20 protein-coding genes and 2 pseudogenes are annotated in these 26,943 nt (G+C 64.7%); 10 read left to right on the top strand and 12 right to left on the bottom strand.

Annotated elements, in window-relative coordinates; translation table 11 throughout:
• The first annotated feature begins 76 nt into the window (after positions 1-76).
• On the top strand, positions 77-2,878 hold the full coding sequence (locus tag ACUXVA_RS08290) for a [protein-PII] uridylyltransferase (protein ID WP_445491612.1): 2,802 nt from the start codon (positions 77-79) through the stop codon (positions 2,876-2,878).
• Positions 2,879-3,025: 147 nt separating this feature from the next.
• Positions 3,026-3,301, top strand: a complete 276-nt coding sequence (locus ACUXVA_RS08285; RefSeq protein ID WP_265080739.1) for a copper-binding protein — start codon at positions 3,026-3,028, stop codon at positions 3,299-3,301.
• 93 nt (positions 3,302-3,394) lie between these two features.
• Here the strand turns inward: ACUXVA_RS08285 and ACUXVA_RS08280 are convergent, their stop codons facing one another.
• A complete protein-coding gene (locus tag ACUXVA_RS08280; protein WP_445491609.1) occupies positions 3,395-4,378 on the bottom strand; it encodes a TRAP transporter substrate-binding protein in 984 nt (327 codons plus the stop codon).
• A 261-nt stretch (positions 4,379-4,639) separates the two neighbouring features.
• Here ACUXVA_RS08280 and ACUXVA_RS08275 point away from each other — a divergent pair, with 261 nt between their 5' ends.
• Positions 4,640-6,613, top strand: a complete 1,974-nt coding sequence (locus ACUXVA_RS08275; RefSeq protein ID WP_445491607.1) for a methyl-accepting chemotaxis protein — start codon at positions 4,640-4,642, stop codon at positions 6,611-6,613.
• 174 nt (positions 6,614-6,787) lie between these two features.
• Here the strand turns inward: ACUXVA_RS08275 and ACUXVA_RS08270 are convergent, their stop codons facing one another.
• The 3 genes and pseudogenes from ACUXVA_RS08270 to ACUXVA_RS08260 all read right to left on the bottom strand — a co-directional run.
• The gene (locus ACUXVA_RS08270) at positions 6,788-9,514 is read right to left on the bottom strand and encodes an ATP-binding protein (protein ID WP_265080743.1); all 2,727 of its coding nucleotides are present in this window, start codon (positions 9,512-9,514) and stop codon (positions 6,788-6,790) included.
• Positions 9,515-9,798: 284 nt separating this feature from the next.
• Positions 9,799-10,710 carry an ATP-binding protein gene (locus ACUXVA_RS08265; protein ID WP_445491605.1) on the bottom strand — a complete coding sequence of 304 codons (912 nt, stop codon included), beginning with the start codon at positions 10,708-10,710 and terminating at the stop codon, positions 9,799-9,801.
• Between the two features lie 331 nt (positions 10,711-11,041).
• Positions 11,042-12,358, bottom strand: a pseudogene (locus ACUXVA_RS08260) (HAMP domain-containing protein); the annotation flags it as partial.
• 416 nt (positions 12,359-12,774) lie between these two features.
• Between ACUXVA_RS08260 and ACUXVA_RS08255 the strand changes: the two are divergent.
• Positions 12,775-13,137 (top strand): DUF1304 domain-containing protein, encoded by a 363-nt coding sequence (locus ACUXVA_RS08255; RefSeq protein WP_265080744.1) that lies wholly within the window; start codon positions 12,775-12,777, stop codon positions 13,135-13,137.
• 273 nt (positions 13,138-13,410) lie between these two features.
• Positions 13,411-14,634, top strand: a complete 1,224-nt coding sequence (locus ACUXVA_RS08250) for an ABC transporter substrate-binding protein (protein WP_445493265.1) — start codon at positions 13,411-13,413, stop codon at positions 14,632-14,634.
• A gap of 242 nt (positions 14,635-14,876) precedes the next feature.
• Here ACUXVA_RS08250 and ACUXVA_RS08245 read toward each other — a convergent pair whose 3' ends face one another.
• A complete protein-coding gene (locus ACUXVA_RS08245; RefSeq protein WP_265080746.1) occupies positions 14,877-15,119 on the bottom strand; it encodes a hypothetical protein in 243 nt (80 codons plus the stop codon).
• 427 nt (positions 15,120-15,546) lie between these two features.
• Between ACUXVA_RS08245 and ACUXVA_RS08240 the strand changes: the two are divergent.
• Positions 15,547-17,800, top strand: a pseudogene (locus ACUXVA_RS08240) (PBP1A family penicillin-binding protein).
• Between the two features lie 149 nt (positions 17,801-17,949).
• On the opposite strand, the gene ACUXVA_RS08235 reads toward ACUXVA_RS08240, so the two are convergent.
• From ACUXVA_RS08235 to ACUXVA_RS08220, 4 genes are all read right to left on the bottom strand, one after another.
• Positions 17,950-18,789 carry a M48 family metallopeptidase gene (locus ACUXVA_RS08235; protein WP_265080748.1) on the bottom strand — a complete coding sequence of 280 codons (840 nt, stop codon included), beginning with the start codon at positions 18,787-18,789 and terminating at the stop codon, positions 17,950-17,952.
• 262 nt (positions 18,790-19,051) lie between these two features.
• Positions 19,052-20,377, bottom strand: a complete 1,326-nt coding sequence (locus tag ACUXVA_RS08230) for a polyhydroxyalkanoate depolymerase (RefSeq protein WP_265080749.1) — start codon at positions 20,375-20,377, stop codon at positions 19,052-19,054.
• A gap of 129 nt (positions 20,378-20,506) precedes the next feature.
• Positions 20,507-21,325, bottom strand: a complete 819-nt coding sequence (locus ACUXVA_RS08225) for an ABC transporter permease (protein ID WP_265080750.1) — start codon at positions 21,323-21,325, stop codon at positions 20,507-20,509.
• A complete protein-coding gene (locus ACUXVA_RS08220; protein WP_265080751.1) occupies positions 21,322-22,116 on the bottom strand; it encodes an ABC transporter ATP-binding protein in 795 nt (264 codons plus the stop codon). Before ACUXVA_RS08220 ends, ACUXVA_RS08225 begins: the two co-directional genes overlap by 4 nt.
• Before the next feature lie 97 nt (positions 22,117-22,213).
• Here ACUXVA_RS08220 and ACUXVA_RS08215 point away from each other — a divergent pair, with 97 nt between their 5' ends.
• Entirely contained in the window at positions 22,214-23,533 is a 1,320-nt protein-coding gene (locus ACUXVA_RS08215) for an ActS/PrrB/RegB family redox-sensitive histidine kinase (RefSeq protein ID WP_265080752.1), read from the top strand.
• Positions 23,534-23,544: 11 nt separating this feature from the next.
• On the opposite strand, the gene ACUXVA_RS08210 is transcribed toward ACUXVA_RS08215, so the two are convergent.
• Together ACUXVA_RS08210 and ACUXVA_RS08205 are read right to left on the bottom strand one after the other, a co-directional pair.
• Positions 23,545-24,783, bottom strand: coding sequence for an MFS transporter (locus ACUXVA_RS08210; RefSeq protein ID WP_445491600.1), 1,239 nt, complete (start codon positions 24,781-24,783; stop codon positions 23,545-23,547).
• Positions 24,784-24,906: 123 nt separating this feature from the next.
• Complete coding sequence (locus ACUXVA_RS08205) at positions 24,907-25,590, bottom strand: class I SAM-dependent methyltransferase (RefSeq protein WP_265080754.1); 684 nt, start codon at positions 25,588-25,590, stop codon at positions 24,907-24,909.
• A gap of 209 nt (positions 25,591-25,799) precedes the next feature.
• On the opposite strand from ACUXVA_RS08205, the gene ACUXVA_RS08200 reads away from it, so the two are divergent.
• Entirely contained in the window at positions 25,800-26,027 is a 228-nt protein-coding gene (locus ACUXVA_RS08200; RefSeq protein WP_265080755.1) for a transcriptional regulator, read from the top strand.
• Positions 26,027-26,314, top strand: coding sequence for a hypothetical protein (locus tag ACUXVA_RS08195; protein WP_265080756.1), 288 nt, complete (start codon positions 26,027-26,029; stop codon positions 26,312-26,314). The genes ACUXVA_RS08200 and ACUXVA_RS08195 overlap by 1 nt, the downstream gene beginning before the upstream one ends.
• Before the next feature lie 4 nt (positions 26,315-26,318).
• On the opposite strand, the gene ACUXVA_RS08190 is transcribed toward ACUXVA_RS08195, so the two are convergent.
• A complete protein-coding gene (locus ACUXVA_RS08190) occupies positions 26,319-26,564 on the bottom strand; it encodes a hypothetical protein (protein WP_265080757.1) in 246 nt (81 codons plus the stop codon).
• A 168-nt stretch (positions 26,565-26,732) separates the two neighbouring features.
• Between ACUXVA_RS08190 and ACUXVA_RS08185 the strand changes: the two genes are divergently transcribed.
• A complete protein-coding gene (locus ACUXVA_RS08185; RefSeq protein WP_265080758.1) occupies positions 26,733-26,891 on the top strand; it encodes a hypothetical protein in 159 nt (52 codons plus the stop codon).
• Positions 26,892-26,943: the final 52 nt, after the last annotated feature.

Below are 26,943 nucleotides of genomic sequence, written 5' to 3'. Positions count from 1 at the left end.
GAAAAGTGCAGTGTCAGCAACCCTATCGCCACAATGACCGTGACAGCGCCTGCGCCGTCCGATATCGGGATTATCCATGGACAGCGTTGCGACCGACACAAAACCCGCCGCCGACGAGGGCTTCGATACCGCACGGATCACCGGCGTGATCGACGAGCTTGCTGCGACGCACCACGGGCATGGCGACCAGTTCCGCGGCGCCGTCGCCAAGATGCTGAAGGCCGAACTGCAGAAGGCCAAGGAAACCGCCGAAGCGGTGCTGCTGATCGATCGTCACGGCCGGCGTTGCGCCGAGCGATTGTGTGTCGTGCAGGACGAGATCATCCGCATGCTCTATGCCGCCGCGACGCGGCATCTGTACCGCTCGTCGATTCCGTCGGCCTCGGAGCGCATGGCGGTGGTCGCCACCGGCGGCTACGGGCGCGGGCTGATGGCGCCGGACTCCGACATCGACCTGCTGTTCATCCTGCCCTACAAGCAGACCGCCTGGGGCGAGCAGGTCGCCGAGGCCATCCTGTACTGCCTGTGGGACATGGGCCTCAAGGTCGGCCACGCCACCCGCTCGGTCGACGAATCGATCCGCCAGGCGCGCGGCGACATGACCATCCGCACCGCGATTCTCGAGACCCGCTTCCTGACCGGCGACCAGCCGCTCTACGACGAACTGGTCGCGCGGTTCGACAGCGAGGTGGTGCAGGGCACCGCCACCGAATTCGTCACCGCCAAGCTGGCCGAGCGCGAGGAGCGCCATCGGCGCGCCGGACAGTCGCGCTACCTGGTCGAGCCCAACGTCAAGGACGGCAAGGGCGGCCTGCGCGACCTGCACACCCTGTTCTGGATCGCCAAGTACGTCTACCGCGTGCGTGACAGCGGCGAGCTGGTGGAGCGCGGCGTGTTCGACGCGCATGAATACCGCACCTTCCGCCGCTGCGAGGACTTTCTGTGGTCGGTGCGCTGCAACCTGCACTTCCTCAGCCGCCGGCCGGAAGAGCGACTGTCGTTCGACATGCAGCGCGAGATCGCACAGCGGCTCGGCTACACCTCGCATCCCGGCATGCAGGACGTCGAACGCTTCATGAAGCACTACTTCCTGATCGCCAAGGAGGTCGGCAACCTCACCGCGATCCTGTGCGCGAAGCTGGAAGACCAGCAGGCCAAGCCGGCGCCGGCGCTGGTGCTGAGCCGGATGATGGCGCGGCTGCGGCCGACCGCCCGGCGTCAACGGGTGCCGGAGAGCGACGACTTCATCATCGACAACAACCGCATCAACCTTGCCGCCCCCGACGTGCTGAAGCACGATCCTGTCAACATGATCCGGCTGTTTCGCCTCGCGCAGAAGAACAACCTGGCATTCCATCCCGACCTGATGCGCGCAGTGACCCGCTCGTTGCGGCTGATCAACGCGCCGCTGCGCGAGAATCCCGAAGCCAACAAGCTGTTCATGGAGATCCTGACCTCGGAGAATGCCGAGATCGTGCTGCGGCGGATGAACGAGACCGGGGTGCTCGGCCACTTCATCCGTTCGTTCGGCCGCATCGTCTCCATGATGCAATTCAACATGTATCACCACTACACCGTGGACGAGCATCTGTTGCGCTGCGTCGGAATCCTGCAGGAGATCGAGCGCGGCGGAAATGACGAGTTCATTGTCGCCTCCGACCTGATGCGCAAGATCCAGCCCGAGCACCGCGCAGTGATCTATGCCACCGTGCTGCTGCACGACATCGCCAAGGGGCGGCCCGAGGATCACTCCACCGCCGGCGCCAAGGTGGCGCGGCGGCTGTGCCCGCGGCTCGGCTTCAATGCCGCCGACACCGAGCTGATCGCCTGGCTGATCGAGGAACACCTCACCATGTCCACGGTGGCGCAGTCGCGCGACCTGTCGGACTCCAAGACCATCGAGAATTTCGCCGCCGTGGTGCAGTCGGTGGAGCAGATGAAGCTGCTGACCATCCTCACCACCGCCGACATCCGTGGCGTCGGTCCGGGCGTCTGGAACGGCTGGAAGGCCCGGCTGCTGCGCACGTTGTATTACGAGACCGAGCCGGTGCTGACCGGCGGCTTCTCCGAGGTCAACCGCGCCCAGCGCATCGAGGCCGCGCAGCGCGAATTCCGCGCCGCCTTCACCGAATGGCCGGAGGCCGAGCTCAGCGCCTATATCGCGCGGCACTATCCGGCCTACTGGCTCAAGGTCGACCTCGACCGCAAACTGCGCCACGCCCGCTTCCTGCGCGCCTCCGAGACCGCCGGCCACAAGCTGGCGATCAATGTCGGCTTCGACGAGGCTCGCGGCGTCACCGAGCTGACGATCCTGGCGGTCGACCATCCCTGGCTGCTGTCGATCATCGCCGGCGCCTGCGCCTCGGCCGGCGCCAACATCGTCGACGCGCAGATCTACACCACCACCGACGGCCGTGCGCTCGACACCATCGCCATCCGCAGGGAATACGACCGCGACGACGACGAGGGCCGCCGCGCCACGCGGATCGGCGAGATGATCGAGGACGTGCTGGAAGGCAAGCTGCGGCTGCCGGAGACCGTCGCCAAGCGCGCCGCCAGCAAGGGCAAGCTGCGGCCGTTCACGGTGGAGCCCGAGGTCATCGTCAACAACCAGTGGTCGGAACGCTATACCGTGATCGAAGTGTCCGGCCTCGACCGCCCCGGCCTGCTCTACGAACTGACCACCGCGATCTCCAAGCTCAACCTCAACATCGCCTCCGCCCATGTGGCGACCTTCGGCGAACGCGCCCGCGACGTGTTCTACGTCACCGACCTCTTGGGCGCGCAGATCAACGCGCCGACACGGCAGGCGGCCATCAAGCGCGCGCTGATCCACCTGCTTGCCAACGGCGACGTCGCCGCCGCGCCGGCAGCCTGAGCGGATATAAGCGACTGGAATCAAGGCGTTCCGCGGGCGTCCGCTGGCGCGTGCATTCCCGTCGGCCTTTGGCGGGAACCAATCGCCTCCCTCCGGCTTGTACTCACTTGCTTTCAAACCGAGGGATAATCAATGAGACTCGCAAAGATGATCGTGGCGGGCGCTGTACTGATGACCATCGGTTCGGCTGCCTGGGCACAGGAGGCACGGACGGGAACGGTTACCTTGATCGATCGGATCAATGGCGCAATCGCGATCCAGCCCACGCAAAGCGGAACGGTCGGCGCGAACAGTGCCGGCGCGGCCGAACGGTTCAAGGTCGAGAGCGGAATGCTGGAGCCGATTCATGCCGGCGACAAGGTCAAGTTCTCCGTCAGCGAGACCGGCGCGACGAAGAGCATCACGAAGATCGAGAAGCAGTAACTTCGGGAACGACCTGCCACGGCAGAACAAATGGTCGATTCCGGGTTCGCACCCGGAATCGCCGTGTTGGGTGGCCATCATATCGATGACGCTCTATTTCTTGCCCGCGTTAAACGCATCCAGAATCTGGTTGCAGACGGCCCCGGCGCGACTGCACCATGCGCGCTGCGCCGACACGGATCCCGACCTCAGCGCCGCGACCACGTCCGGTGCCGGGCTGGAATCGATGGTGACGCCATCCTCGGCCATGCGCTTGTAGTTCGCCTGCAGCCGGATCGATAGCGCAGTCCACAATTCAGTTTCCGTCTGTCGGCCGGCGGCATCCACCGCCGCTTTCAGCTCCGGGGTAAGCCCGTCATAGGCTGACTGATTGAGGCTCGCCACCGAAAGCGGCAGCGAATAGGTGATCTCGGTGAACTGGTGCAGAAACTCGGCCATCCGCTTGCCGGCGCCGCCATCCCCCGAGGACAGCACCGCGTTCATGCTGCCGTCGACCAGCTTCGGCATCGTGTCCGCAAAACTGATGCTCGCCGCTTTGGCGCCGGCGGCAGCGAAAACGTCGCTCGACACCTTGTCGTAGGTACGGATCGACAGGCTTGCCAGATCGGCGGGCGTCTTCAGTGGTCCCTTCGACCAGATGCCCGACGGCGGCCACGGCGTCAGGTACAACAGCCGCTGGCCCTTCTGCTGCAGCGCCGCCGCAATGACCGGGCGCGCTAGGTCGGCCAGACGCCTGGCGTCGGCGATCGACGTCGCCAGAAACGGCAATGACGGCAGCGCGAAGATCGGATCCTCATTTTCCAGCGCGCCGGCAAACGCATCGCCCGCCTGCACACGATTGTCCGCCACCGCGGCGAGCATGCCCGCCGATTTGATCCCTGCCGCAGCATCGAATCCGGGCTTGATCCGGATATTTCCCGAGCTGAGTTCTTCGAGGCGTTTCGCGAAGGTGGTGACGCCGAGGCCCGGCATGGTGTTCTGAGGGTACTCCGTCGCCATGTCCCAGACCGTCTCGGCCCGGCTGGTCACAGGAAGCGCCAGCAACAGCGCGCCGGCCAGCATGGAGGAAATTCGCACGGTTTCTCCAGTTCAAAGGGGGATCACTCAGCCTGATCAGAGCATGTCAGGCATATGCGACGCGAGGTCAAATGTCCGGCAGTGGCTGCGCGCAATGTAAGCTGCGCCGGAGTCCTTGACGCGAGTACCACCGGAGCATTCCGACTGGCCGCGGCCGAGCAGCGGTGCAGTCTTGAGCTTAAGCCTTCATTATTGCATCTCAAATAATCATCACCGAATTGTCTTGCGAATTTTTAGTATCAATCAAATTGAAGGTTCTCGATGAGATTTCGGATCGCGATTCCACGTGGAATGCGCTCGTTTGGCCTTCGCTCACAGATCTTTGCACTCGGCCTGTCGGGAGTGGCTCTGATCGGCACGATCTATCTTATCGGCCTCGCCGTCGAAACAAGCAGCCAGCGAACCGCCGACAGCATTGCCGCTCTGGCGCTGCACACTGCGCGCATTTCCGAAGACCTGCTGCAGGCGCGGCAGATCGCTACCGAATTCCTGCAGAAACCCACCGAAAAGAAGATCGCTGCTCACAGCGAGGTCCTGGCCGCCGCCAACAGCGACCTTGCCGCCATCGACACGCTGGCCGCGACATTGCCTGCAAACGACGAGCTTCGCCGCGCAGCATCCTTCCGCGGCGGAATCAATATGTATACGACGCGCTTCTCCAATGTGATGGCGGCGCAGAAGGTGATCGGCTTCGACGAGAACGACGGACTGCAGGGCAAGTTGCGCGCCGCCGTGCATGCCGTGGAGCAGCAACTCAAGAAATTTGACCAGCCGCGGCTTGCGGTCCTGATGCTGATGATGCGCCGGCACGAGAAGGATTTCCTGCTGCGCGGCGACGAAAAATACGGCGAGGAGCTCGAAAAGCGGGCACGGGAATTCACAATCGAACTTTCAAAATCCGAACTGCCCGCCACGGTGAAAGCCGACCTCGCCAGCCTCACCGAGATCTACCGGACCAGCTTCCAGGCCTTCATGGCGGGGCAAAGTTCGCTCAATGAAGAAGCGCTTGACCTGGTCCAGATCTATGATCGCATCCGGCCGATCCTGACCGAGGTGCGCCAGGCAGCCAATCAGCGCCTCGATGCCGTACGGGCCGAACTGCAGACCACAAGGCAAGGAATCTTCTGGGCTATCTGTACGACCATCGGCGGCGTCGCCCTGGCGGCGCTGTTGTTCGGGCGCTGGCTGGCAGCGCCGCTGGTCAGGATGACCGGCGCCATGCAGGCGTTGTCGCTGGGTGATCTCGATAGTCCGATCGAGCGCTTCGACCGCCGCGACGAAGTCGGCACCATTTCACGCGCGTTGGCGATCTTCAGGGACAAGCTGCTCGACAACCGGCAGCTCAACGCGGACCAGGAGTCGTTGCGGTTGGTGGCCGAACTTGATCGGAAGGCGGCCATGCTTGAGGTTGCCGACGGATTTGAGAAGGCCGTGGGCCAGATCGTCGTAGCGGTCTCATCGGCGTCCAACGAAATCGAGTTGGCATCCGGTAGCCTGACGCGAACAGCGGAAATCACCCAGCAATTGTCCGCGACCGTGTCCGCCGCATCAGAGCAATCGTCCGGCAACGTCCAGTCGGCGGCCGCGGCGGCGCAGCAGATGGATGCGTCGGTCACGGAGATCGCGCGGCAAGTCCGGAACTCCAGCCGGATCGCCAGCGCCGCTGTCGAACAGGCCGCGCAGACAAACGGCCGGATCGCCGAATTGTCGCGCTCCGCCGCACGGATTGGCGAAGTGGTCAAGATGATCGGCGCTGTCGCCGCCCAGACCAACCTGCTGGCCCTCAACGCCACCATCGAAGCCGCCCGGGCCGGCGATTCCGGCCGCGGCTTTGCGGTGGTGGCCTCCGAAGTGAAGGCACTCGCGGCGCAGACCGCGCGGGCCACCGACGAGATCACCGAGCAGGTCGCCCAGATGCAGGCCGCCACCGAACATTCGGTGATCGCGATCAGAGAGATCGGCGACACCATCATGGAGATATCACAGATATCTTCGACGATCTCTGTCGCGATCGAGCAGCAGGGCACCGCGACCCAGGAGATCGCCCGCAATGTTCAGCAGGCAGCCCAAGGGGCCACGCAGGTGTCCGACAGTATCGCCGACGTCAATCGCGGTGCAACCGACACCGGCGCGGCCTCCGGTCAGGTCCACGCCCTTGCATCATCGCTGGTGAGGGAAAGCGGGCTTCTCAAGCGCGAAGTCGAGCAGTTCCTGCTCACCGTCCGCAGCGCATGACGGGTAAACTGCGCCGGGCCGGGATCGCCTCCGGCACCTCACCCGGCATACTGTTACATCCCGCAAGGGTTTGATCGATCCCGATTGACGCGAGCGCCACCCTCTCCCCGCCTGCGTGCGAGAGTGGACAACCGCGCGCCTCGCCGTCTGCCGCATCCAGAAATGACAGCCGCCCTACACGCCCTCCGCCACCTTCTCGTCCAGCACCAGCCGGATCATCCGCGCCAGGTCAGCCCGGCGATACGGCTTCGACAGCAGGTGCACGCCGGCATCGAGCCGGCCGTGATGAATGATGGCGTTCTCGGTATAGCCGGACGTGAACAGCACCTTGAGTCCCGGCCGCGACTTGCGCAACGCATCGGCAAGCTGCCGGCCGTGGATGCCGCCCGAAAGCATCACGTCGGTGAACAGCAGATCGAATTCCAGGCCGCCATAGACCATCGTCAGCGCGTCCGCCGCCGTTGCGGCTGAATGGGCGGTGTAGCCGAGTGCTGCGAGGTGAGTCATCACGGAGTTGCGCACCAGCGGATCGTCCTCCACCACCAGCAGCGTCTCCCGACCGCTTTGTACTGGCGGCGGCGCGGTGGCATCGGCCTCCGGCTGCCGTGCGGCGGCGCACGGCAAATACAACCGGATCGTGGTCCCGTGGCCTTCCTCGCTGTAGACCTCGATATGGCCGCCGGATTGCTTGACGAAGCCATACACCATACTGAGCCCAAGCCCGGTGCCTTCGCCGACGTCCTTGGTTGTGAAGAACGGCTCGAACACCCGGTGGCGGATGGCTGCAGGGATGCCGGAGCCGGTATCGCTGACGGCCAGCATCACATAGCGCCCGGCGGAGACCTCGTCGTGTTGATTCGCGTAGCTATCGTCCAGGTCGACATTGCTGGTTTCCAGCAGCAGCTTGCCGCCGCCGCGCATCGCGTCGCGCGCGTTGAGGGCGAGGTTGATCAAGGCGCTTCCGAGTTGCGAGGGATCGGCGAGCACCGGCCGCAGACCCTGGCCCGGGTCGATCTCGATCTCGATCTGCTCGCCGAGGGTGGCGGCCAGCAGCTTCGCTGTATCGGCGATGAGCGCATTGACGTCGATGCTGCGCGGACGCAGCGGCTGTTTGCGCGCGAACGACAGCAGCCCGTTGGTGAGGTCGGCGGCGCGCCCGATGGCACTGTCGACCATCTCGGCGACTTGCTCGAGCGCGGGCTGACCGGCCACGCCGTCGGACAGCATTTCGACGCCGCCGGTGACCACCGTGAGAATGTTGTTCAGATCGTGGGCGACGCCGCCGGTGAGCTGACCGATGACTTCCATTTTCTGCGACTGGCGAAGCTGTCGCTCGGTTTCGCGCAGCGCGGTGACGTCGCGATAGACGACCACCGCACCGCCAAACGACCCGTCGGCATTCTTGATCGGCCTGCCGCTGGCGGCGAGCTGGATCAGCGCCTGATCCCCATGCCGGATTCCGAGCTCGACATTGTCGAAGCTTTCGCCGCGAAGGGCGCGCACCGACGGGCTTTCGCCTTCCGGCATCGGCGTCACGCCGTCGCCGAGAAAGCGCTTGTATTTCATCTTCCAGCGCTCGGAGCCGATCTCGGCGGCCTCGCCGAACACCGCGACGCAGGTCGGATTGGCGAACACCCGCCGCCCCTCCGCGTCGATCACCACGACTGCGTCGGCCATGCTGGCGATGATCTTGTCGAGCAACTCGGACTTGCCAAGCAGCGCCGCGGTCGTCTCCTCGATCTTGCCGACCGCCTGGGCAAAGGCAGAGGCGAGGACGCTGGTCTCGCCGCTGAGGCCCTTGGGCACCACGAGGTGGCCGGTCCGGGAGAAATCGTCGACGGCGGCGGTGATCCGCACGACCGGCCGCGCCAGCGAGCGCGACAGCAGCACCGCAAGCAGCACCGCACCTATCACGGCGACCAGCGCGACAATCAGGCCGGTGCCTTGCAGCGCTATCGCCGGCGCGATAATCCTGTCAAACGGTTGGGTTTCGATCACGCCGGTACGCACGCCGCTGGTCAGCGGCGCGACCACCATCGCCACGGCGATCCGCCGACCGTCCGGTGCGGTAAAGACGGTCGCGGTGCCCTGCTTGTCGCCGAGTGAGTCGGCCAGCTTCGGGAAATCGTCCTGCCAGCGGCGATCCGGTTCGGCCGCTACGATCCGTCCTTCGCTATAATTCAGCAGATAGGGACCGCTGGCGTCGACGAAATAGACTTCGGTGTCGTTACCGAGCGCCGCGCGAATCCGCTCGAACGTCGGACGTAGATCGAAATCGAGCACCAGCACAGCGAACGGATCACCGGATGGATCCCGGACCGTGACGGCAACTGATATTCGCGGTACGACCGATTCGCTGCTGTCGCCCGGCGCCACGAAGCGGATCGGCGAGAAATAGACCTCGTCAGGCGGCACGGCCAGCGCGCGACGCATCAGGTCGTGGTCGCGCGGCGTCAGTTCGGCATGGGGCGCGACGGAAACGACGCCATCGGCGCCCTGGCGCTCGACCCGGATCAGTTCGCGGCCGCCGCCCCCGACCCCCATCAGGCGGTAGGCTCCGAAGCCGAGCTTTGCACCCATCACCGCAACGTAGTCGGCCGTGAGATGACGCAGCCACTTGTCGGCGCTGAGCCCATCCTGCGGATCGACGCCGCCATTGCGCTCGGCCCGGATCAATCCCTGATGCGCCGGCAGACTGCGGGCCGACAGCACTTCGTTGCGGACGACGCGCAGGATCGACTCGAAACCGCTGAGCCGGGCCTTGGCCTTGCCGACCAGCTCCGTCAGGCCGGTCGGCACCACCGCACGGCCGATATTGACATAGGCCAGAATACCGATCGCAGCGACCGCTGCCAGCACGAGCGCGGTCATCGCCAATGAGAGACGCACCGACAATCGCATGCTTCAACTCCGGTCGCCTGGACGGCAGCAGAGCGACGAAAGTACCTCATGGCCATGCGATGCGCCACCTAGCAGCACGATCCTATACCGGAACGAAGCGGCAGCCCGTCTTTTCGTCGGACTTTTCGCCCAGTATCAATCGGATGGTGCGCGCACGGCGACCGCCGGGGCGATCGCGACCGGTTTTGCTTGGGCCTGCGTCAGCCGGCTTTGCCGTCGGTGGTATTCTCAGCCGCGCCGGATTGGCGCGGCTGAAGGCGGCCATCCGCCAGGTGGCGCAGTCCCTAAGCCTTCTCCGCGGCGACTTTCGCTACGGCCTTCTCACCCAGCACCAGGCGGATCATCCGCGCCAGATCGGCGCGGCGATACGGCTTGGTGAGCAGGTGCAGGCCGGGGTCGAGGCGGCCGTGGTGGACGATGACATCCTCGGTGTAGCCGGACGTGTACAGCACCCTGAGCGACGGCTGCCGCCGCACCAGCTCGTTGGCCAGCTCCCGGCCATTGCCGCCGGCGCCGAGGATCACGTCGGTGAGCAGCAGGTCGAACGGTGGGCTGTGCGCCGCCAGCGCCAGCGCGTCCGATGCACTGGCAGCGGCGACCGCCGCATAGCCGAGCGCCGCCAGATTGGTCATGACGTACTGGCGGACCAGATCGTCGTCCTCGACCACCAGCACGGTTTCGCGACCGCCGATAATTTCCGGGGCCATTCCAGACTGTAGCGCATCGGCCGCGCCGACGGCGCGCGGCAGATAGATCTTCATGGTCGTGCCGACGCCCTCCTCGCTGTAGATCTTGATGTGGCCGCCGGACTGCCTGACGAAGCCATAGACCATGCTGAGGCCAAGCCCGGTGCCCTTGCCCACCGGCTTGGTGGTGAAGAACGGATCGAATACCCGGTCGCGCACGCTGGCGGGTATGCCTGTGCCATTGTCGCTGACCGCCACCATGGTATAGGCGCCGGAGGTGAGTTCGGCGTTCTGCGCCGCGTAGTCCTCGTCGAGCACCACATTCGCGGTCTCGAAGGTGAGTCGGCCACCCGACGACATGGCGTCGCGGGCGTTGATCGCCAGGTTGATCAGCGCGTTGCCGAGCTGCACCGGATCGGCCAGCGCCAGCCACGGCCCCTGCACCAGCCTGGTCTCGATCTCGATCCGCTCGCCGAGCGTCGGCCGCAGCAGCCTTGTTGCGTCCAGCACCAGCGCATTGACGTCGATGGCGCGCGGCTGCAGCGGCTGCCGGCGAGCGAACGACAGCAGCCTGATGCGTGAGTCCGCTGCCGCGGTCCACCGCCTCGTCGATCATCCCGGCGATCTTGGCCAGTTCGGGGCGATCCTGCACCCCGTCGGCGATCATCTCGATGCCGCCGGTGATCACCGTGAGGATGTTATTGAAATCATGCGCCACGCCGCCGGTGAGCTGGCCGACCGCTTCCATCTTCTGGGCCTGGTACAACTGCCGTTCGGTCTCCCGCGATGCCGTGACGTCGTGATAGACGATGACGGCGCCCTGCCGCTCGCCGGCGCCGTCGGTAACGGCGCGCCCGCTGGCGACCAGCCGGATCATGCGGGTTTCGCCGGGCCGGCGGATACAGATCTCGACATTGTCAAAATCCTCGCCGCGCGCGGCGCGTCCGAGCAGGGTCTCATCCGCCGGGATCGGCGTGGCGCCATCCGGGTAGAAGCGGTCAAAGGCCCTGGACCAGCCCGGCGTGCCGTATGGCGGCACATCGCCGATCAAACGCTTCCACACCGCATTGCCGAACAGCACGCCGCCCTCGGCGTCGATCATCAGCACCGCATCGGCCATGCTGTCGATGGTCTTGTCGAGCATCTCCGACTTGCGACGGAGCGCCTCGGCCTTCTCGGTGAGGCCCTCGGCCATGTGGGTGAAGGCGGCGGCAAGGATGCCGACCTCGCCGGTGAGCCCCCGGGGCACCGTCATAGGCCCGCCACCGGCGAATCGGTCGACCGCTTGGGTGATCTCGATCAGCGGCCTTGTCATCGATCGGGCCAACAGTACCGCCAGCAGGATGGCGAGCAGCACGGCGGCGCAGGCGGCGAGCAGGTCGGAGCGCCGCGCCGCGCTGGCCGGAGCCAGCAGCACGGCATAGGAATCGGTCTCGATGATGCCGAGCCGCGGGCCATCAGCCACCTGCGCAGTAGCCAGCGCCACCGCCACCTGCGCGCCGCTGGGATCCGCGACCACCGCGGCGCCGCGCCCGGCGGTGCCGACCGCGCGGGCAAGCCCGGGCAGCTCCTCCTGCCAGCGGTAGCGCTGGCCGAGCTCGAAACCGAAGGTATGGCCGGGGTCCGGGTGCAACAGGAAGTCGCCATCGGCATTGACCAGGTAGATCAGCGAATCCTCGTCCATGGCGGCGCGGATCCGTTCGAAGATCGGACGCAGGTCGAGGTTGATGATGACGATGCCGAACGGCTGGCCAGCGGCGTCGTGCAGCGGCGTGGCGAAGCGCATCACCGGCACGTGCGGCACTTCCAGCGTGCCATGCTCCTGGTTGAGCTCGATCGGCGAAACGTAAACTTCGCCGGGTGGCAGCATGATGCTGCTGCGGAAATAGCCACGGTCGCCCTTGGGCGCGAGCTCCTGTTGCGGCACAATGCGCGCGGAATGGTCCGGTCCGGAGCGGTCGACGCGGACGATCTCGCGGCCGCCATCGGCGAGGCCGATCAGGCGAAACTGCTGGATGGCCGGCTTGGCCTTCGGCTGCGCGAGATAGATGCGCTCGATGCGCTCGCGCCAGACCTCGGTCGCAGTGCCGCCGACCGGATCGTTGCCTCCGGCCTGGATGGAGCGCACCAGCGCGTCATGGGAGGGCACCGCGCGCATGCCGAGCACGTCGCTGCGCAGACCGCTCAGATAGATGTCGAGCACGCCGAGCCGGGCGCGCGCCTGGGTGCCGAGCCGCTCCAGTGCCGGCGGCACCACCGAAGACTCGACGCTGTGATAGCCGATCAGTCCCGCCGCCGCGGTGCCGAGCACCAGCCCGGTCATCGCGATCATCAGGCGTGTCGAAAGATTCATGCTGGAATCCGCACGCCGCTCGCCGCACGAAGCGATCAATTATCCCGTACTGGGTGCATGTGAACCGCGCCCCGGTGATTTGACAAGACCCATGCGGCATCTGACACAGGATGCGAGGCGGTTTAGGTAAAGAGATAGGGAACACGCAGGCCTCGCGGCCATGCTATGTCGGACCACGCACCGACTGATGTGCACTATTGGTCGGCAATGGGGGACTTCATATGACCATGATCGGTAACACGCTGGTGGCGCTGGTGGCGGCGTTGCACCTCTATTTTCTGGTGCTGGAGATGTTTCTCTGGACCACCCCCTATGGCCTGAAGACCTTCGGCAATACGCGCGAGAAGGCGCAGGCATCGGCAGTGCTCGCCGCCAACCAGGGGCTGTACAACGGCTTCCTCGCCGCCGGCCTGCTGTGGGGTCTGCTGCACCCCGTCGCCGCCGTGGCATCGCAGATCAAGATCTTCTTCCTGCTCTGCGTCATCGTCGCCGGCCTCTACGGCGCCTACAGCGTCAGCCGCAAGATCCTGCTGGTCCAGGCGTTGCCGGCGGCGCTGGCTCTGGTCGCGGTCTGGCTGGGGTAGCTCGACGCAACGCTGCGCGCCTTGGCCGCCTGTCATCGGCGGCGGAGGCGGGCGACCCGACAAATCTCCGGCATCGGTCGTGAAGCCGCGACGCCCGCGTCTACTGGATCCCCACATCCGCGGGGATGACAGGTCGAGCGGCAGGCGGCAGCAGCGCGTGCAACGCGACACCTTCCTTGTCTTCTTGCCTTCGCAAAACACCTGCGCCACACTCCGGGCAACGATGGCACCAGCAATGGAATGACGTCGACGCATATCAGGGAAGGCAACCACATGAGAGCATCGCATCTCCATTGCTTCGCCGCGTCTGCATTAAGCCTTGCGCTGCTCGCCACACCGGCAGCCGCCGAACCGAAATATGATCCCGGCGCCTCCGCCAGCGAAATAAAAATCGGCCAGACAGTGCCGTTCTCGGGTCCGGCCTCGGCCTATTCATCGATCGGCAAGACCCAGGCCGCCTATTTCAAGATGATCAACGAACAGAGCGGCATCAACGGCCGCAAGATCAACCTGATCCAGTATGACGACGCCTATTCGCCGCCCAAGGCCGTCGAACAGGTGCGCAAACTGGTCGAATCCGACGAAGTACTATTGACCTTCCAGATCGTCGGCACGCCGTCCAACGCCGCCGTGCAGAAATATCTCAACCAGAAGCAGGTGCCGCAACTGTTTGCCGCCACCGGCGCAACCCGCTTCACCGACCCCAAGAACTTTCCATGGACTATGGGCTACAATCCCAACTACCAGAGCGAGGGCCGGATCTACGGCAAGTACATCCTGAAGAACTATCCCAATGCCAAGATCGGCATCCTCTGGCAGAATGACGATCTCGGCCGCGACTACGTCGCCGGCATCCAGGCCGGGCTCGGCGACAAGGCGGCGACCATGGTCGTGGCGGACACGTCCTACGAACTGGCAGACCCCACCGTCGACTCGCAGATCGTCAAGCTGAAATCCTCCGGCGCCGACCTGCTGTTCAGCGCCTCGACGCCGAAATTCGCGGCGCAGGCGATCAAGAAAGTCGCCGATCTCGGCTGGAAGCCGGTACACATCGTCGACATCAACGCCACCTCGGTGGGCGCGGTGCTGCAGCCGGCGGGGCTGGACAACTCAAAAGGCCTGATCTCGGTGAATTACGGCAAGGACCCGGCCGACCCGCAATGGAAGGACGATGCCGGCATGAAGCGCTACCTGGCGTTCATGGAGAAGTACTATCCCGAGGGCGACAAGAACTCGAACTTCAACACCTATGGCTACGGCAATGCGCAGCTGATGGTCGAAGTGTTGAAGCGCTGCGGCGACGACCTCACTCGCGCCAATGTGATGAAGCAGGCGACGTCGCTGTCCAACATCAAGATCGATATCGGCCTGCCCGGCATGAGCATCACCACCTCGCCGACCGACTATCGCGTCAACAAGCGGCTGCAGATGATGAAATTCAACGGCGAGCGCTGGGAGCTGTTCGGCCCGATCATCGAGGACGACGTGGCGGGATGAGCGCCGCACCCACTTTCGGGATGTGAGTGCAACGTGTGCCGCTGTATCGTTCGCCGGACGCGGCGCCCTACGCCGCCCTTGCGGCGTGGTGCGCCGCAGATCCGGCGTCCATTCCCTTTTGAAAAATGTGGGTCCTGGCTCTGCGGAGCAGCGTTTCACGCTGCACCGCGTCCGGGACACGAGAGCATTGACTAAAAGAAGCCGCGCTGTTTCCAGCGCGGCTTCTTCTCCGCTGACGCGACTTACTTGCTCATGCTGCCCTTGTGCATGCCGTCCTTGGCCATGCCTTCCTTCTTGGTGGAGTGCATGCCGTCCTTCTTCATCGAATCGGGACGGTCGACCGCGGTTCCGGTTCCCGTGGTGGCGGGCTGGTTGACGCCGGCGCCGGTCGAACCGGGCTGCGGTGCATTCGGATTGGCCTGCGCGAAGGCAGCGGAACCCGACATCAGGGTGGCGAGTGCAGTGGCGAGAATGATCTTCTTCATGTGACCTCCAGGTGATTTGTTTCGCCTGCTATCAATGAGAAGCACCAAATTACGTTCCTCGCAAAGGCCCGAGGAACAATGGCGTGCGATCAATTGCCGATCACAGGAACGTCAGTGCGCGGGAAGCAATGCTGTTGCTACGTGCACCGAGGATGAACCGCGGCGCTGTTTTTACCCGACGCGGTGCAGCATGCGACGCGCAGCGGAGCTCGGTTGTCATCGCCGCGAAAGCGGCGACCCAGTACACGCAGGCGCTGGCGATCATCATAATGCCCGCGTTTACTGGATCCCCGCATCCGCGGGGACAACAGGCGGAGTGCGGGGTGGCCTGCACCAATCCCGCCCGCATTTGCATCCCGTTAACCTCCGCTTAACGGCGCTTTAAACCGGGAACAGTAGGGTCCGGCAGCAACAAGCGCGGTGGCGGATGGCGAAGAAAAAAGGCGGCGGACGCAAGGAGCCGGTGTTCGGGCTCGCAGCTTCGCTGTCGGAGCTGCGGCTGAAGCCGGACGATCGCGTCTCGGGCGGCGACGACGCGCCGAAAGCGAACCCGCGAAAATCCTCGGACGGCGGCGCGCGAAAGCCGCGCAAGGCCAGCCGCGCGCGCGGCAACAGCCGGATCGGCGCGTTCTTCCGAAAAACCTTCTACTGGGGCGCGGTGCTCGGGCTGTGGGGCGCCATCGCCGTGGTCGGCGTGATCATCTATGTGGGCGCGCATCTGCCGCCGATCCAGTCGCTGGAAATTCCCAAGCGGCCACCGACCATCCAGATCGTCGGCTATGACGGCACGGTGATGACCACGCGCGGCGAACAGGCCGGCACCAATGTGGCGCTGAAGGACCTGCCGCCGTATCTGCCGAAGGCCTTCATCGCCATCGAGGACCGCCGGTTCTATTCGCATTACGGCGTCGATCCGCTGGGCATCGCGCGCGCCGCGGTGGCCAACATCGCGCATCGCGGCGTGTCGCAGGGCGGCTCGACGCTGACCCAGCGAGCTGGCGAAAAACCTGTTCCTCACCGAGGAACGCACCATGAAGCGCAAGCTGCAGGAGATGGAGCTGGCGTTCTGGCTGGAGCGCAAGCATTCCAAGAACGAGATCCTGGAACTGTATCTCAACCGGGTCTATTTCGGCTCCGGCGCCTATGGCGTGGAAGCCGCGGCGCAGAAATATTTCGGCAAGTCGGCCAAGAACGTGACGGTGGCGGAAGCGGCGATGCTGGCCGGCCTCGTCAAATCGCCGTCGCGGCTGGCGCCGAACCGCAACCCGGAAGGCGCCGAGGCGCGCGCGAAGATCGTGCTGGCATCGATGCAGGACGCCGGCTTCATCACCGCGGCGCAGGCGCAGGCCTCGACCTCGCACGCCTCGTACAATGTGAAGGCGGTCGGCGCCGGCACCGTGAACTATGTCGCCGACTGGATCGGCGAGGTGCTCGACGACCTGGTCGGTCAAATCGACCAGAGCATCGTGGTCGAGACCTCGATCGATCCGAAGCTGCAGGCGGTGGCCGAGGCGTCGATTATCGACGAACTGGCGGCCAAGAGCGTCAAGTTCAACGTCTCGCAGGGCGCGCTGGTGGCGATGACGCCGGACGGCGCGGTGCGCGCCATGGTCGGCGGCCGCAATTACGCCGAGAGCCAGTACAACCGCGCGGTCACCGCCAAGCGGCAGCCGGGCTCGTCGTTCAAGCCGTTCATCTATCTCACCGCCATTGAGGCGGGCCTGACGCCGGAAACGATCCGCCAGGACGCGCCATTGGACGTGAAGGGCTGGAAGCCGGAGAACTACACCCACGAATATTTTGGCGCGGTGACGCTGACCCAGGCGCTGGCGATGTCGCTGAACACGGTGGCTGTGCGACTGGGACTCGAGGTCGGCGCCAAGAGCGTGGTGCGCACCGCGCACCGGATGGGGATTGCCTCGAAGCTCGACGCCAATGCCTCGATCGCGCTCGGCACCTCGGAAGTGTCGCTGACCGAGCTGGTCGGCGCCTATACGCCGTTCAGCAATGGCGGGCTCGGTGTTTCGCCGCATGTGGTGGAGCGCATTCGCACCGTCGACGGCAACAAGGTGATCTACAAGCGCCCGGCCGACACGCCCGCAGCGGTGATCGACGCCCGCGCGGTGGCGATGATGAACACCATGATGACCGAGACGCTGCTGACAGGCACCGCAAAGAAAGCCGAACTGCCGGGCTGGCAGGCGGCGGGCAAGACCGGCACCAGCCAGGATTTCCGCGACGCCTGGTTCATAGGCTACACCTCGCGCTTGGTCACCGGCGTGTGGCTCGGCAATGACGACAACTCGCCGACCAAGAAGGCCACCGGCGGCGGCCTGCCGGTGGAGATCTGGACCCGCTTCATGAAGGCCGCGCATCAGGGCATCACGCCGGCGCCGATCCCGGGCGCCGTGCCGAGCAGCTTCTTCGCGAGCGTCGCTCAAACGGTGTCGCAGGTGGTGCCCGGCGCAGCGCCGCAATCGCAACTCCCGCCGCCGGAACAGCAGGCGCCGGCGCGCGGCTACGTGCCGAGCGCGCCGGTCTATACGGGCAATCGCCCGCAGCCGGCGGCGCCGACCCAGGCGAACTATCCCGCGACGCGATCCCCGCCGCCGCAAAACGTGCGGCCGGAAGCGGCGAGCGGACTGGATGGCTGGCTGACGGAACGGTTGTTCGGGAGATAGAGCGAGAAACGCTCGGTCTCGTGCCCCGGACGCGATGCAATACGAAGTATTGCTTCGCAGAGCCGGCCGTTACGGGCACCGGCGTTTGATACGGTCCCGGATCTGCGCAGCGGCATAAGAATGCCGCAGCGCGTCCGGGACACGGATCGCTACTCCGCAATCCCGTAACGGTGCAGATCGTTGCCGTGGGTGTCGAGCCAGGTCTTGGCGCGTTCGGTGGCCGGGCAGATCTTCGCCACCACCTTCCAGAACCGCACCGAATGGTTCATCTCGACTAGATGCGCGACCTCGTGGGCGGCGAGGTAGTCCAGCACATGCGGCGGTGCCAGGATCAGCCGCCACGAGAATGACAGCGACCCCGCCGAGGTGCAGGAGCCCCAGCGGCTCGACTGGTCGCGGATCGACAGCCGCTTGACCTTGACGCCGAGCGTCGCGGCATAATGCGTCGACGCCTTTTGCAGATCGTTGCGTGCCTCGCGCTTGAGGAAGTCGTGGACGCGGCGGTCGATATGCTCCGCCTCGCCGGCCACGCAGATGATCTTGTCGCCGCTGTCGCGGGTCTCCACCCACACCGTGCCGCGAACGCCGGCGCGATGGACGATCTTATGCGGGGCACCGCGCAGCGGGACGATTGTTCCCGGCTGGAACGGCGCAGCCTTCGGCAGACGACCGAGACGCGCGGCGATCCATGCACCGTGGCGCTGCGCGAACTCCTTGGCGTCGGCGAGCGTGCCACGCGGCGGCATGGTCAGGATCGCTTCGCGATCGCTTGGGTGAATGCGCAGCGTGTAGCGCCGCGCGCGCCGGTGGCGGCGCAGACGGACAGCGAATATTTGCGAGCCATGCTTGACGGCAAGGGTCGAAGGCTCGGTGGGACGACGATAAAGAAGCGCGCGAAAGGCCATGTCTGCAGATCCGGACGTCAGGAAGTCGACCGGATTCTGCCATATCTGCCGCCAGGGGAATCGCTCGGCGCAAAAACAAATCATTTGCCCAATATACAGGGGCCGCCTGAACGACGTCACCTACCCGATGTAGGCTGGAACAGGAATCTTGATTCAAATCAACATAGATTCATCGCTTGAAGAAATGAGATTTTCCTCATTTCTTCAAGCGGACTGCTGACGCCGATTTCCTGGCGCTATTTCAGAGGGTTAACGCGCGCGGTTTCGAGTCGAACCGCGCGCGCAAGCATCGAGTCACACAGCAACATCGTCGATGCGATGTCCCTGCTTATGTGATGCGGAACTTCTACTCAGCAGCGTCTGCAGTTTGCTTCGAATGCGCCGCCGACAACATGAAATCCGAAATGCGCGGCACGATTTCCGATTTGAAACGCGAGCCGTTGAACACGCCGTAGTGCCCGACGCCCTTCTGCACGTAGTGCACACGGCGATCGTCGGGGATCGATGTGCACAGCGAATGGGTCGCTTCGGTCTGGCCAAGCCCGGAGATGTCGTCGTTCTCGCCCTCCACCGTCATCAGCGCCACGTGGGTGATGACAGAGGGATCGACGCGCCGGCCGCGGTGGACCATCTCGCCCTTCGGCAGCGCGTGCTTGACGAACACGGTGTCGACGGTCTGCAGATAATACTCGGCGGTGAGGTCCATCACGGCCAGATATTCGTCGTAGAAGTCGCGATGCTTGTCGGCGAGGTCGCCGTCGCCCTGCACCAGGTGATTGAACAGGTTCTTGTGCGCGTCCATGTGGCGGTCGAGATTCATGCTTATGAACCCGTTCAGCTGCAGGAAGCCCGGATAGACATCGCGCATCACGCCCGGATTGGGAAACGGCACCTTGGTGATGACGTGGTTGCGGAACCAGTCGATGCCCTTCTCGGCGGCCAGATTGTTCACCGCGGTGGGATTGCGCCTGGTGTCGATCGGCCCGCCCATCAGCGTCATCGAGACCGGCACGAAGCGATCGCCTTCGGCTTCCATCAGCGACACCGCAGCCAGCACCGGAACCGAGGGCTGGCATACCGCGATCACATGCATGTTGCCGCCCAAGGCGTGCAGCATCTCGATGACGTAATCGATGTAGTCCTCAAGGTCGAAGCGGCCCTCGGAGATCGGCACCATCCGGGCGTCGGCCCAGTCGGTGATGTAGACCTCATGGGTCGGCAAGAACGCCTCGACGGTGCCGCGCAGCAGCGTCGCGTAGTGGCCGGACATCGGCGCCACGATCAGCACGCGCGGCTGCGGCGCACGCAGCGGGCGGGGATGCTTGCGATCGAAATACAGCAGCCGGCAAAACGGCTTCTCCCACACAGAACGGATCTCGATCGGCGTGCGCACGCCGTTCACCTCGGTATCGTCGAGGCCCCATTCCGGCTTGCCGTAGCGGCGCGTGGTGCGCTCGAACAGTTCGCAGCCGGCGGCGACGGACTTGCCGAAGTCCGTGTGGCTGAAGGGATTGAGCGGATGCTGGAACAGCAGCTTGGTGGCATCGGTCACCGCGCGCGCCGGATTGAGCGACGCATGCGCCATCTCATACATCCAGTACATCGGCGTGGTCAGCGCCGGACTTACTTCCGATGGCAGGTCGGGCGGCCTGCCAAATTCACCGATCGGCATTTCTTCCTCACTGACGATTATTCTGCACCGCAAGATAGTGGGGACTGCATAAGAAAGCGTCAACCGGTCGATTGGCACAGCTGCCGCGATTGCAGCGCAAAACCCCGTGTTTTCCCTGGAAATCTGGTCTTATTCGCCGCCCGATACCAGCGAGCCGACGCGGCGTGCACTTCTCAGCAGCAGGAGAAACACCACGAATGAGACAATAAACAGCACCGCGTTGATCGCCAGGGCGGTCAGCATGAGATCGGTTCGAAACACGTGATCGATCAGCAACGAGCGCATGCCTTCGAACACATAGGTCGGCGGCAGCGTCCAGGCCACGGCCTGAAGCCAGTGCGGCAGCACCGACACGGGGTAGTAGACGCAGGCCAGCGGCATCAGCGCGAACATCAGCGTCCACACGATGCTCTCGGCGCCGAGCCCGTTGCGCAGCACCAGACCGGACACGAAGATCCCGACCGACCAGCTGGTGAAGATCAGATTGCAGAAGAAGGCGATCAGCGGCAGGCCGAGCCCGAGCATGTTGAAGTTGAAGAAGATCACTGCCAGCAGCAGCATCGGAATGATGCCAATGGCCAGCCGGATCAGGCTCATGATCATCAGGGCGATCAGGAACTCGATGGGCTTCAGCGGGCTCATCATCAGGTTGCCGAGGTTGCGCGCCCACATCTCCTCAAGGAATGAGATCGAGAAACCGAGCTGGCCGCGGAACAGGATGTCCCACAGGATCACCGCGCCGATCAGCGTGCCGCCGGCCTGGGCGAAGAACCCGGCATTCTGCGAGATGTAATTCTGCAGGAAGCCCCAGGTGATGATCTGCAGCGCCGGCCAGTAGATCAGTTCCAGCAGCCGCGGCCACGACGACAGCAGCAGGTACCAGTAGCGCAGAACCATCGCGTTGATGCGGTGCAGGGCAATGCCGTTGCGGGTTTCGACAATGCTCATGGTGCGGGGTCCTGGACCCGGCCGCGGGCGACGTCGAGGAACACCTCCTCCAGCGTATTGCGGTTGTAGCGCAGCATGATGTTTGCCGGACTGTCGTCGTCCTCGACCCGGCCGCGCTTCATGATGATGACGCGGTCGCACAACCGCTCGACCTCCAGCATGTTGTGCGACGCCAGCAGGATGGTGGCGTTGTGGGTCTTGCGGTAGTTCTCCAGATGCTGCCGGATCCAGTCCGCGGTGTCGGGATCGAGCGACGCCGTCGGCTCGTCGAGCAGCAGCAGCTCCGGCCGGTTGATCAGCGCCTTGGCCAGCGCCACGCGGGTCTTCTGGCCGGCCGACAGCTTGCCGTTGGCGCGATCGATGAAATCGCCGAGATCGAGATCCTCGGCCAGCTCAGCGATCCGTCCGCGCAGGTCGGGAACCGCATAGAGCTTGCCGAACACCGTGAGATTCTGCCGCACCGTAAGCCGCATCGGCATGTCGACGTAAGGGCTTTCGAAATTCATCCGGCCGAGCACGCTCGCGCTTTGCTCGGGCATGGCGCAGCCGAGCACACGAACGTTGCCGGAGGTCGGCAGCACCAGCCCCATGATCATGGCGATGGTCGTGGTCTTGCCGGCGCCGTTGCCGCCGAGCAGGCCGGTGATGCTGCCCTGGGCAATGCGGAACGAGACGTCATCGACGGCACGGGTGGCCTTGTAGACCTTGACCAGATGCGCGACCTCGATCGCCGCCGGTCCGGCCGGGACGGCTGCGCGCAGCTCGGGAGCGGATGTGGTTTCGATCACCATGCGGGCCGTTCCTTGCGGCATCGAAGCGCACGATGCAAGGCCCGTTCGCCGACGGCTCCGGTTTGTGATCGGCTGATCATGCAGATAGAATTGCGGCATGACCGATTTCGATGCGTCCGACCTTCGCCATCCGCGCCGTTACGTACGACTGGATACCATCCTGCGGCTGCGCTGGCTGGCAGCGCTGGGACAGCTCGCGGCGATCTTCGTCGTGGTCCAGGGCCTCGATTTCGACGTTCCGATCATTCCCTGCGTCATTGTCATCGGACTCTCTGCAGCGCTCAATCTGGCGCTGCAGACCGTGTTCAATCCGATGCAGCGGCTGGAACCGGCCTATGCGGCGGCGCTGCTGGCGCTCAACATCGCCGAACTGGCGGCGCTGCTGTACTTCACCGGCGGCTTGCAGAATCCGTTCTCGTTCCTGTTTCTCGCCCCGGTGCTGATTTCCGCAACCGCGCTGCCGACGCGGCTGACCATCGCACTCGGCGTGCTCGCGGCCGCCTGCGCCACGCTGCTGGCTTTCTTTCACCTGCCGCTGCCATGGGATGCCGACGAGCCCCTTGTACTGCCGCAGATCTATCTGCTCGGCGTCTGGCTCTCGATCCTGCTGGCGATCGGTGTCACCAGCCTCTACGCATTCCAGGTCACCGAGGAGGCACGCAAGCTCTCCGACGCGCTGGCGGCGACCGAGCTGGTGCTGACCCGCGAGCAGCACCTCACCCAGCTCGACGGCCTTGCCGCCGCGGCCGCGCACGAACTCGGCACGCCGCTGTCCACCATCTTCCTGATCTCGCGCGAGCTCGAAAAGACCGTGCACGACAATCCGTCCCTCACCGAGGATCTCAAGACCCTGCGCGAACAGGCGCAGCGCTGCCGCGATATTCTCTCCAAGATCACGCAGCTGTCGTCGAGCGGCGCGCCATTCGACCGGATGCCACTGTCCACGCTGATCGAGGAAGCCGTGGCCCCGCACCGCGATTTCGGCGTCGCCATCAGGATTCGCATCGCGGTGACTGGCGCGGCGGAGCCGGTCGGCATGCGCAACCCCGCGATTCTCTATGGCGTCGGCAACATCCTGGAGAATGCCGTGGATTTTGCCCGCGGCACGGTGGAGGTGAACGCCTGGTGGAACGCGGAAACCGTGGTGATCTCGATCTCGGACGATGGACCGGGCATTCCGCCGCACCTTCTGAAGCGGATCGGCGAGCCCTATTTGTCGCGGCGGCGCAGCTCCGACGATGCCCAAAGCGGGCATGGCGGCCTCGGGCTCGGCGTGTTCATTGCGCGCACGCTGCTGGAGCGCACCGGTGCGAAAGTGACATTCGCAAACCGCACCTTCCCGGATCATGGCGCCGTGGTGCAGATCACCTGGCCGCGGGACAGCTTCGAGACCGCCGCCCGGCCGCTGACGTCGTAGGTCGTCTCCGCCTAAAGCGGCTCCGGAATCGATCCCGCCTGTTGCAACGAACGTCGCTTGGCAAAACCCGCCAGCGTGAGCACGATCAGACCGAGGAGAATTGGCGGGAACACGACGGCATTGACCGTCGACCAGCCGAAATTCGCCAGCAGCCGGCCCGACGAGAACGACCCCACCGCCATCAGCCCGAACACCAGGAAGTCGTTGAACGCCTGCACCTTGTTGCGCTCCTGCGGCCGGTGGGTTTCCAGCACCAGCGCCGAGGCGCCGATGAAGCCGAAATTCCAGCCGATGCCCAGGATCACCAGCCCGGACCAGAAATGCATGGTGGTGATGCCCGACATGCCGATGGTTGCCGCCAGCGCTTCAAGCGCGAGGCCGGCAGCGACGATGCGGGGCGCGCCGAAGCGCGCGATCAGAGATCCGGTGAAGAAGCTCGGTCCGTACATGGCCACGATATGCCACTGCAGGCCGAAGTTTGAATCGCTGAGCGGCAGTCCGCACAGCTTCATCGCCAGGGGCGCCGAGGTCATTACCAGGTTCATCATCGAATAGGACACTACGCCGCAGATCGCCGCGGCGATGAAGCGCGGCTGCCGCGCGATCACGGCCAGCGGCCTGCCGCCATGGAGATCCGCGGCTGCGGGCTTCGGCGCATCGACGGTGGACAGCAGCGCCATGGCGATCAGCGCCACCAGTGCCTGCGCCGTGAAGCTGAACGCAAACAGGTAAGGCGGCCAGACATCCATGGTCCACTGCACCGGCTGTGGCCCGAGCACGCCGGCGAAGACGCCCCCAGCCATCACCCATGAGACCGCCTTCGGACGATACGTGACGCTGGCGCCGTCGGCGGCAGCAAAGCGATAGGATTGCGAAACCGCGCCATACAGCCCGCCGAAGAAGGTGGCGCAGCAGAACAACGCGAACGAACCGCGCAGGATGGCCACGGCAGCGAGCGCGCCGCACAGCGCGCCGCAGCCGCTGCCGATGATGAAAGCGACGCGACGGCCGTAGGCACGGGAAATCGCACCGACCGGCAAGGTCCCGCAGGCCAGGCCGACCACATACATCGAGATCGGTACCGTGGCGTAGGACGCATCGGGGGCCAGCGTCGAACCGACGATGGCGCCAGTGGCGAAAATCACCGCCGAATTGGCGCCGGCGAGCGCCTGGGCGACCGCCAGCCGCAGCACATTGGAGCGTGCCCGCGCGTCATCGAACAGTTCGGGTGTGCCGGTCACATCGATCATTTGGGGGAATCCACCCGGATGCGGCCCGGTATGTCCGGGCCTTGTTGCTTCGCCGCGGACTATGAAGCCCGGCCAACCGGCAATCAACACGCGCAAACGAGGCAGCCCCATGCATCGGACGCTTCAGCCTTCCGCGATCCTTCCAAAAACCAGGATAAGATTGTTGGCGGGCATCTCGACGACCTCGATCAGCTTCAGACCGACGCTGCCGGCAACGCGCTCCAGCTCCTCGACGTCGCGGACGCCCCATTCAGGATTGCCGCTTCGGAGGCTGGTGTCGAACACCGCATTGCTGACGGCGGTATGGTGACCGCCGCGCTTGAACGGCCCGTACATGAACAACCGACCGTCGGCGCGCAGGTAGCGTGCAGCGCCCGCCAGCAGGCCTTCGGTCACCGGCCACGGGGCGATGTGGACGACGTTGGCGCAGAACACCGCCAAAAGCGGGTCCGGTGCGGCGCCCTCCGGCATGTGCGCGAGCCACGCGGGTTCGCTCACATCAATGCGCAGCGGCGCGCGGACGTTGGCGCGTTGCGTATGCATGGTCCATGCGGTGATGCTTTTGAGATGCGCCTCGTTGAAATCGCTCGGCCACCAGGTGATGCCGGGACTGCGCGCGGCGAATTCGACCACGTGCTGACCGGTGCCGCTGCCGACTTCGACGACGTTGCCTGACTTTCCGCCCAGAAATGGAGCCAGCACGCCCCAGATCGCCTCGTGATTGCGGTGAAACGCCTTGGCATCAAGCCGACCGTCGGCTTCGATGCGCCCGCCGTCCTTGCCGAATTGGATCACGTATTCAGCCACGCCTCGCCCCTCCCTCGCCGTTCACCAGCGTACCGCTGCGGCCGGTATTTAACCTCGGCGCATTCCTGTGACGGAATGTACTGCACGCCCGAAACACCCGCGCGACACGGTTATATGACGGGTGGGGTGCCTTTGCCGCGATGTTTCATGGTAGGAGTGGCGCAGCAGTAGCCGCAACGCCATCTTCGCGGCCAATTTTGAGGCACACCATGGACACCGAGCCGGAACCCAAGACCCCTGCCGAGATGAAGGAAATCCGGCTGAACCGCAAACTGGCGCAGGATGCCGAGGGCATCAAGGCGATGGCCGATATCGCGGCCGCCGACATTGCGATTCGCAAGCGCACCGAGACCCTGCGCGCCGCGCGGCTTGCGAAGGAAGAAGAAGACCGCGCCAAGCCGGTCGAACCGAAACCAAAGAAAAAGAAGACAACCTGATGTCAAAGGACGATCGCGACCGCGCGGAAGCGCGCACCAGCAAGGCCGAACGCGCCGCCCACGACGCCAAAAGCGGGCGATCCGAGCGCGACGCGGCGGCGAAGGCCGTGATTGACAACATGGCCAAGCTGAAAGCGCTGCGGCTGGCCCGCGAGGCCGCCGAGCCGCCTCGCGCCACCACCGTCAAGAAGAAGGCGGCGGCGAAGCCGGGCAGCAAGAAGGCGGAAAAGACCCCGGCGCTGGCGGACTGGCTGGCCGGTCAGCAGAGCGGCGGTCGCAGAACCTGACGGTTCAGGCCGCCGGAGCCGGCCATTCGATCATGGTGCGGGTCTTGGTCGCGGAATCGTAAACCTGGATCTGCAGCATCGGGTACTTGTTCTTCAAGGCCATGCCGGCTTCCTCGGCCGCTTCCACCGTGTCGTGATGCGACTTGAAATGGCCGTCCACGACCAGCGAGTAACCCTCGGTCGGTGCCTTGTCGGCGCGGATGATCTTGCGGGGCTGCGGGTCGTCCATTTCGATCTTCGGCTTTTTCATCGTCGCTCCGGAAAACGGGATTGCTGGCAAACTCGGCTCCCGTTAGCACCGTATGGTGAAAAAAGGCAGGGAAGATTGCTGGTTAGCGGCGAATATGCCCCATAATGACGTTCAGATTGAGGTCGGAGCAGCACCTTTCCCGTGCGATCCGACACGAAAGGCGCCACGATGACTGGAAAGCGCAAGACGCCGGAGGATGGCGACGCTGTCCGAGAGGACGACAAGGCAAAATTGCCGCCCCCGCCGGCCGAAGAAGACGATGAGGACGAAGACGGCGACATCGCCACCCCCAAGCGCGATCGCGACGACGAACAGCGATACTTGTAGACTGGCTTCCTATTTGCGCCAGGACTTGTGTCGTGACACTCGCGCAACATCC

It is taken from the genome of Rhodopseudomonas sp. RCAM05734 (genome assembly GCF_052658035.1).
Note: the sequence above shows the minus strand (reverse complement) of the source record. Positions and strands in the feature narration are given on the sequence as shown.

Coding starts and splice junctions, on each gene's coding strand:
- ACUXVA_RS08290 (WP_445491612.1), top strand. CDS start 77: ATGGACAGCGTTGCGACCGACACAAAACCCGCCGCCGACGAGGGCTTC.
- ACUXVA_RS08285 (WP_265080739.1), top strand. CDS start 3,026: ATGATCGTGGCGGGCGCTGTACTGATGACCATCGGTTCGGCTGCCTGG.
- ACUXVA_RS08275 (WP_445491607.1), top strand. CDS start 4,640: ATGAGATTTCGGATCGCGATTCCACGTGGAATGCGCTCGTTTGGCCTT.
- ACUXVA_RS08270 (WP_265080743.1), bottom strand. CDS start 9,514: ATGCGATTGTCGGTGCGTCTCTCATTGGCGATGACCGCGCTCGTGCTG.
- ACUXVA_RS08255 (WP_265080744.1), top strand. CDS start 12,775: ATGACCATGATCGGTAACACGCTGGTGGCGCTGGTGGCGGCGTTGCAC.
- ACUXVA_RS08250 (WP_445493265.1), top strand. CDS start 13,411: ATGAGAGCATCGCATCTCCATTGCTTCGCCGCGTCTGCATTAAGCCTT.
- ACUXVA_RS08245 (WP_265080746.1), bottom strand. CDS start 15,119: ATGAAGAAGATCATTCTCGCCACTGCACTCGCCACCCTGATGTCGGGT.
- ACUXVA_RS08235 (WP_265080748.1), bottom strand. CDS start 18,789: ATGATTTGTTTTTGCGCCGAGCGATTCCCCTGGCGGCAGATATGGCAG.
- ACUXVA_RS08230 (WP_265080749.1), bottom strand. CDS start 20,377: ATGCCGATCGGTGAATTTGGCAGGCCGCCCGACCTGCCATCGGAAGTA.
- ACUXVA_RS08225 (WP_265080750.1), bottom strand. CDS start 21,325: ATGAGCATTGTCGAAACCCGCAACGGCATTGCCCTGCACCGCATCAAC.
- ACUXVA_RS08220 (WP_265080751.1), bottom strand. CDS start 22,116: ATGGTGATCGAAACCACATCCGCTCCCGAGCTGCGCGCAGCCGTCCCG.
- ACUXVA_RS08215 (WP_265080752.1), top strand. CDS start 22,214: ATGACCGATTTCGATGCGTCCGACCTTCGCCATCCGCGCCGTTACGTA.
- ACUXVA_RS08210 (WP_445491600.1), bottom strand. CDS start 24,783: ATGATCGATGTGACCGGCACACCCGAACTGTTCGATGACGCGCGGGCA.
- ACUXVA_RS08200 (WP_265080755.1), top strand. CDS start 25,800: ATGGACACCGAGCCGGAACCCAAGACCCCTGCCGAGATGAAGGAAATC.
- ACUXVA_RS08195 (WP_265080756.1), top strand. CDS start 26,027: ATGTCAAAGGACGATCGCGACCGCGCGGAAGCGCGCACCAGCAAGGCC.
- ACUXVA_RS08190 (WP_265080757.1), bottom strand. CDS start 26,564: ATGAAAAAGCCGAAGATCGAAATGGACGACCCGCAGCCCCGCAAGATC.
- ACUXVA_RS08185 (WP_265080758.1), top strand. CDS start 26,733: ATGACTGGAAAGCGCAAGACGCCGGAGGATGGCGACGCTGTCCGAGAG.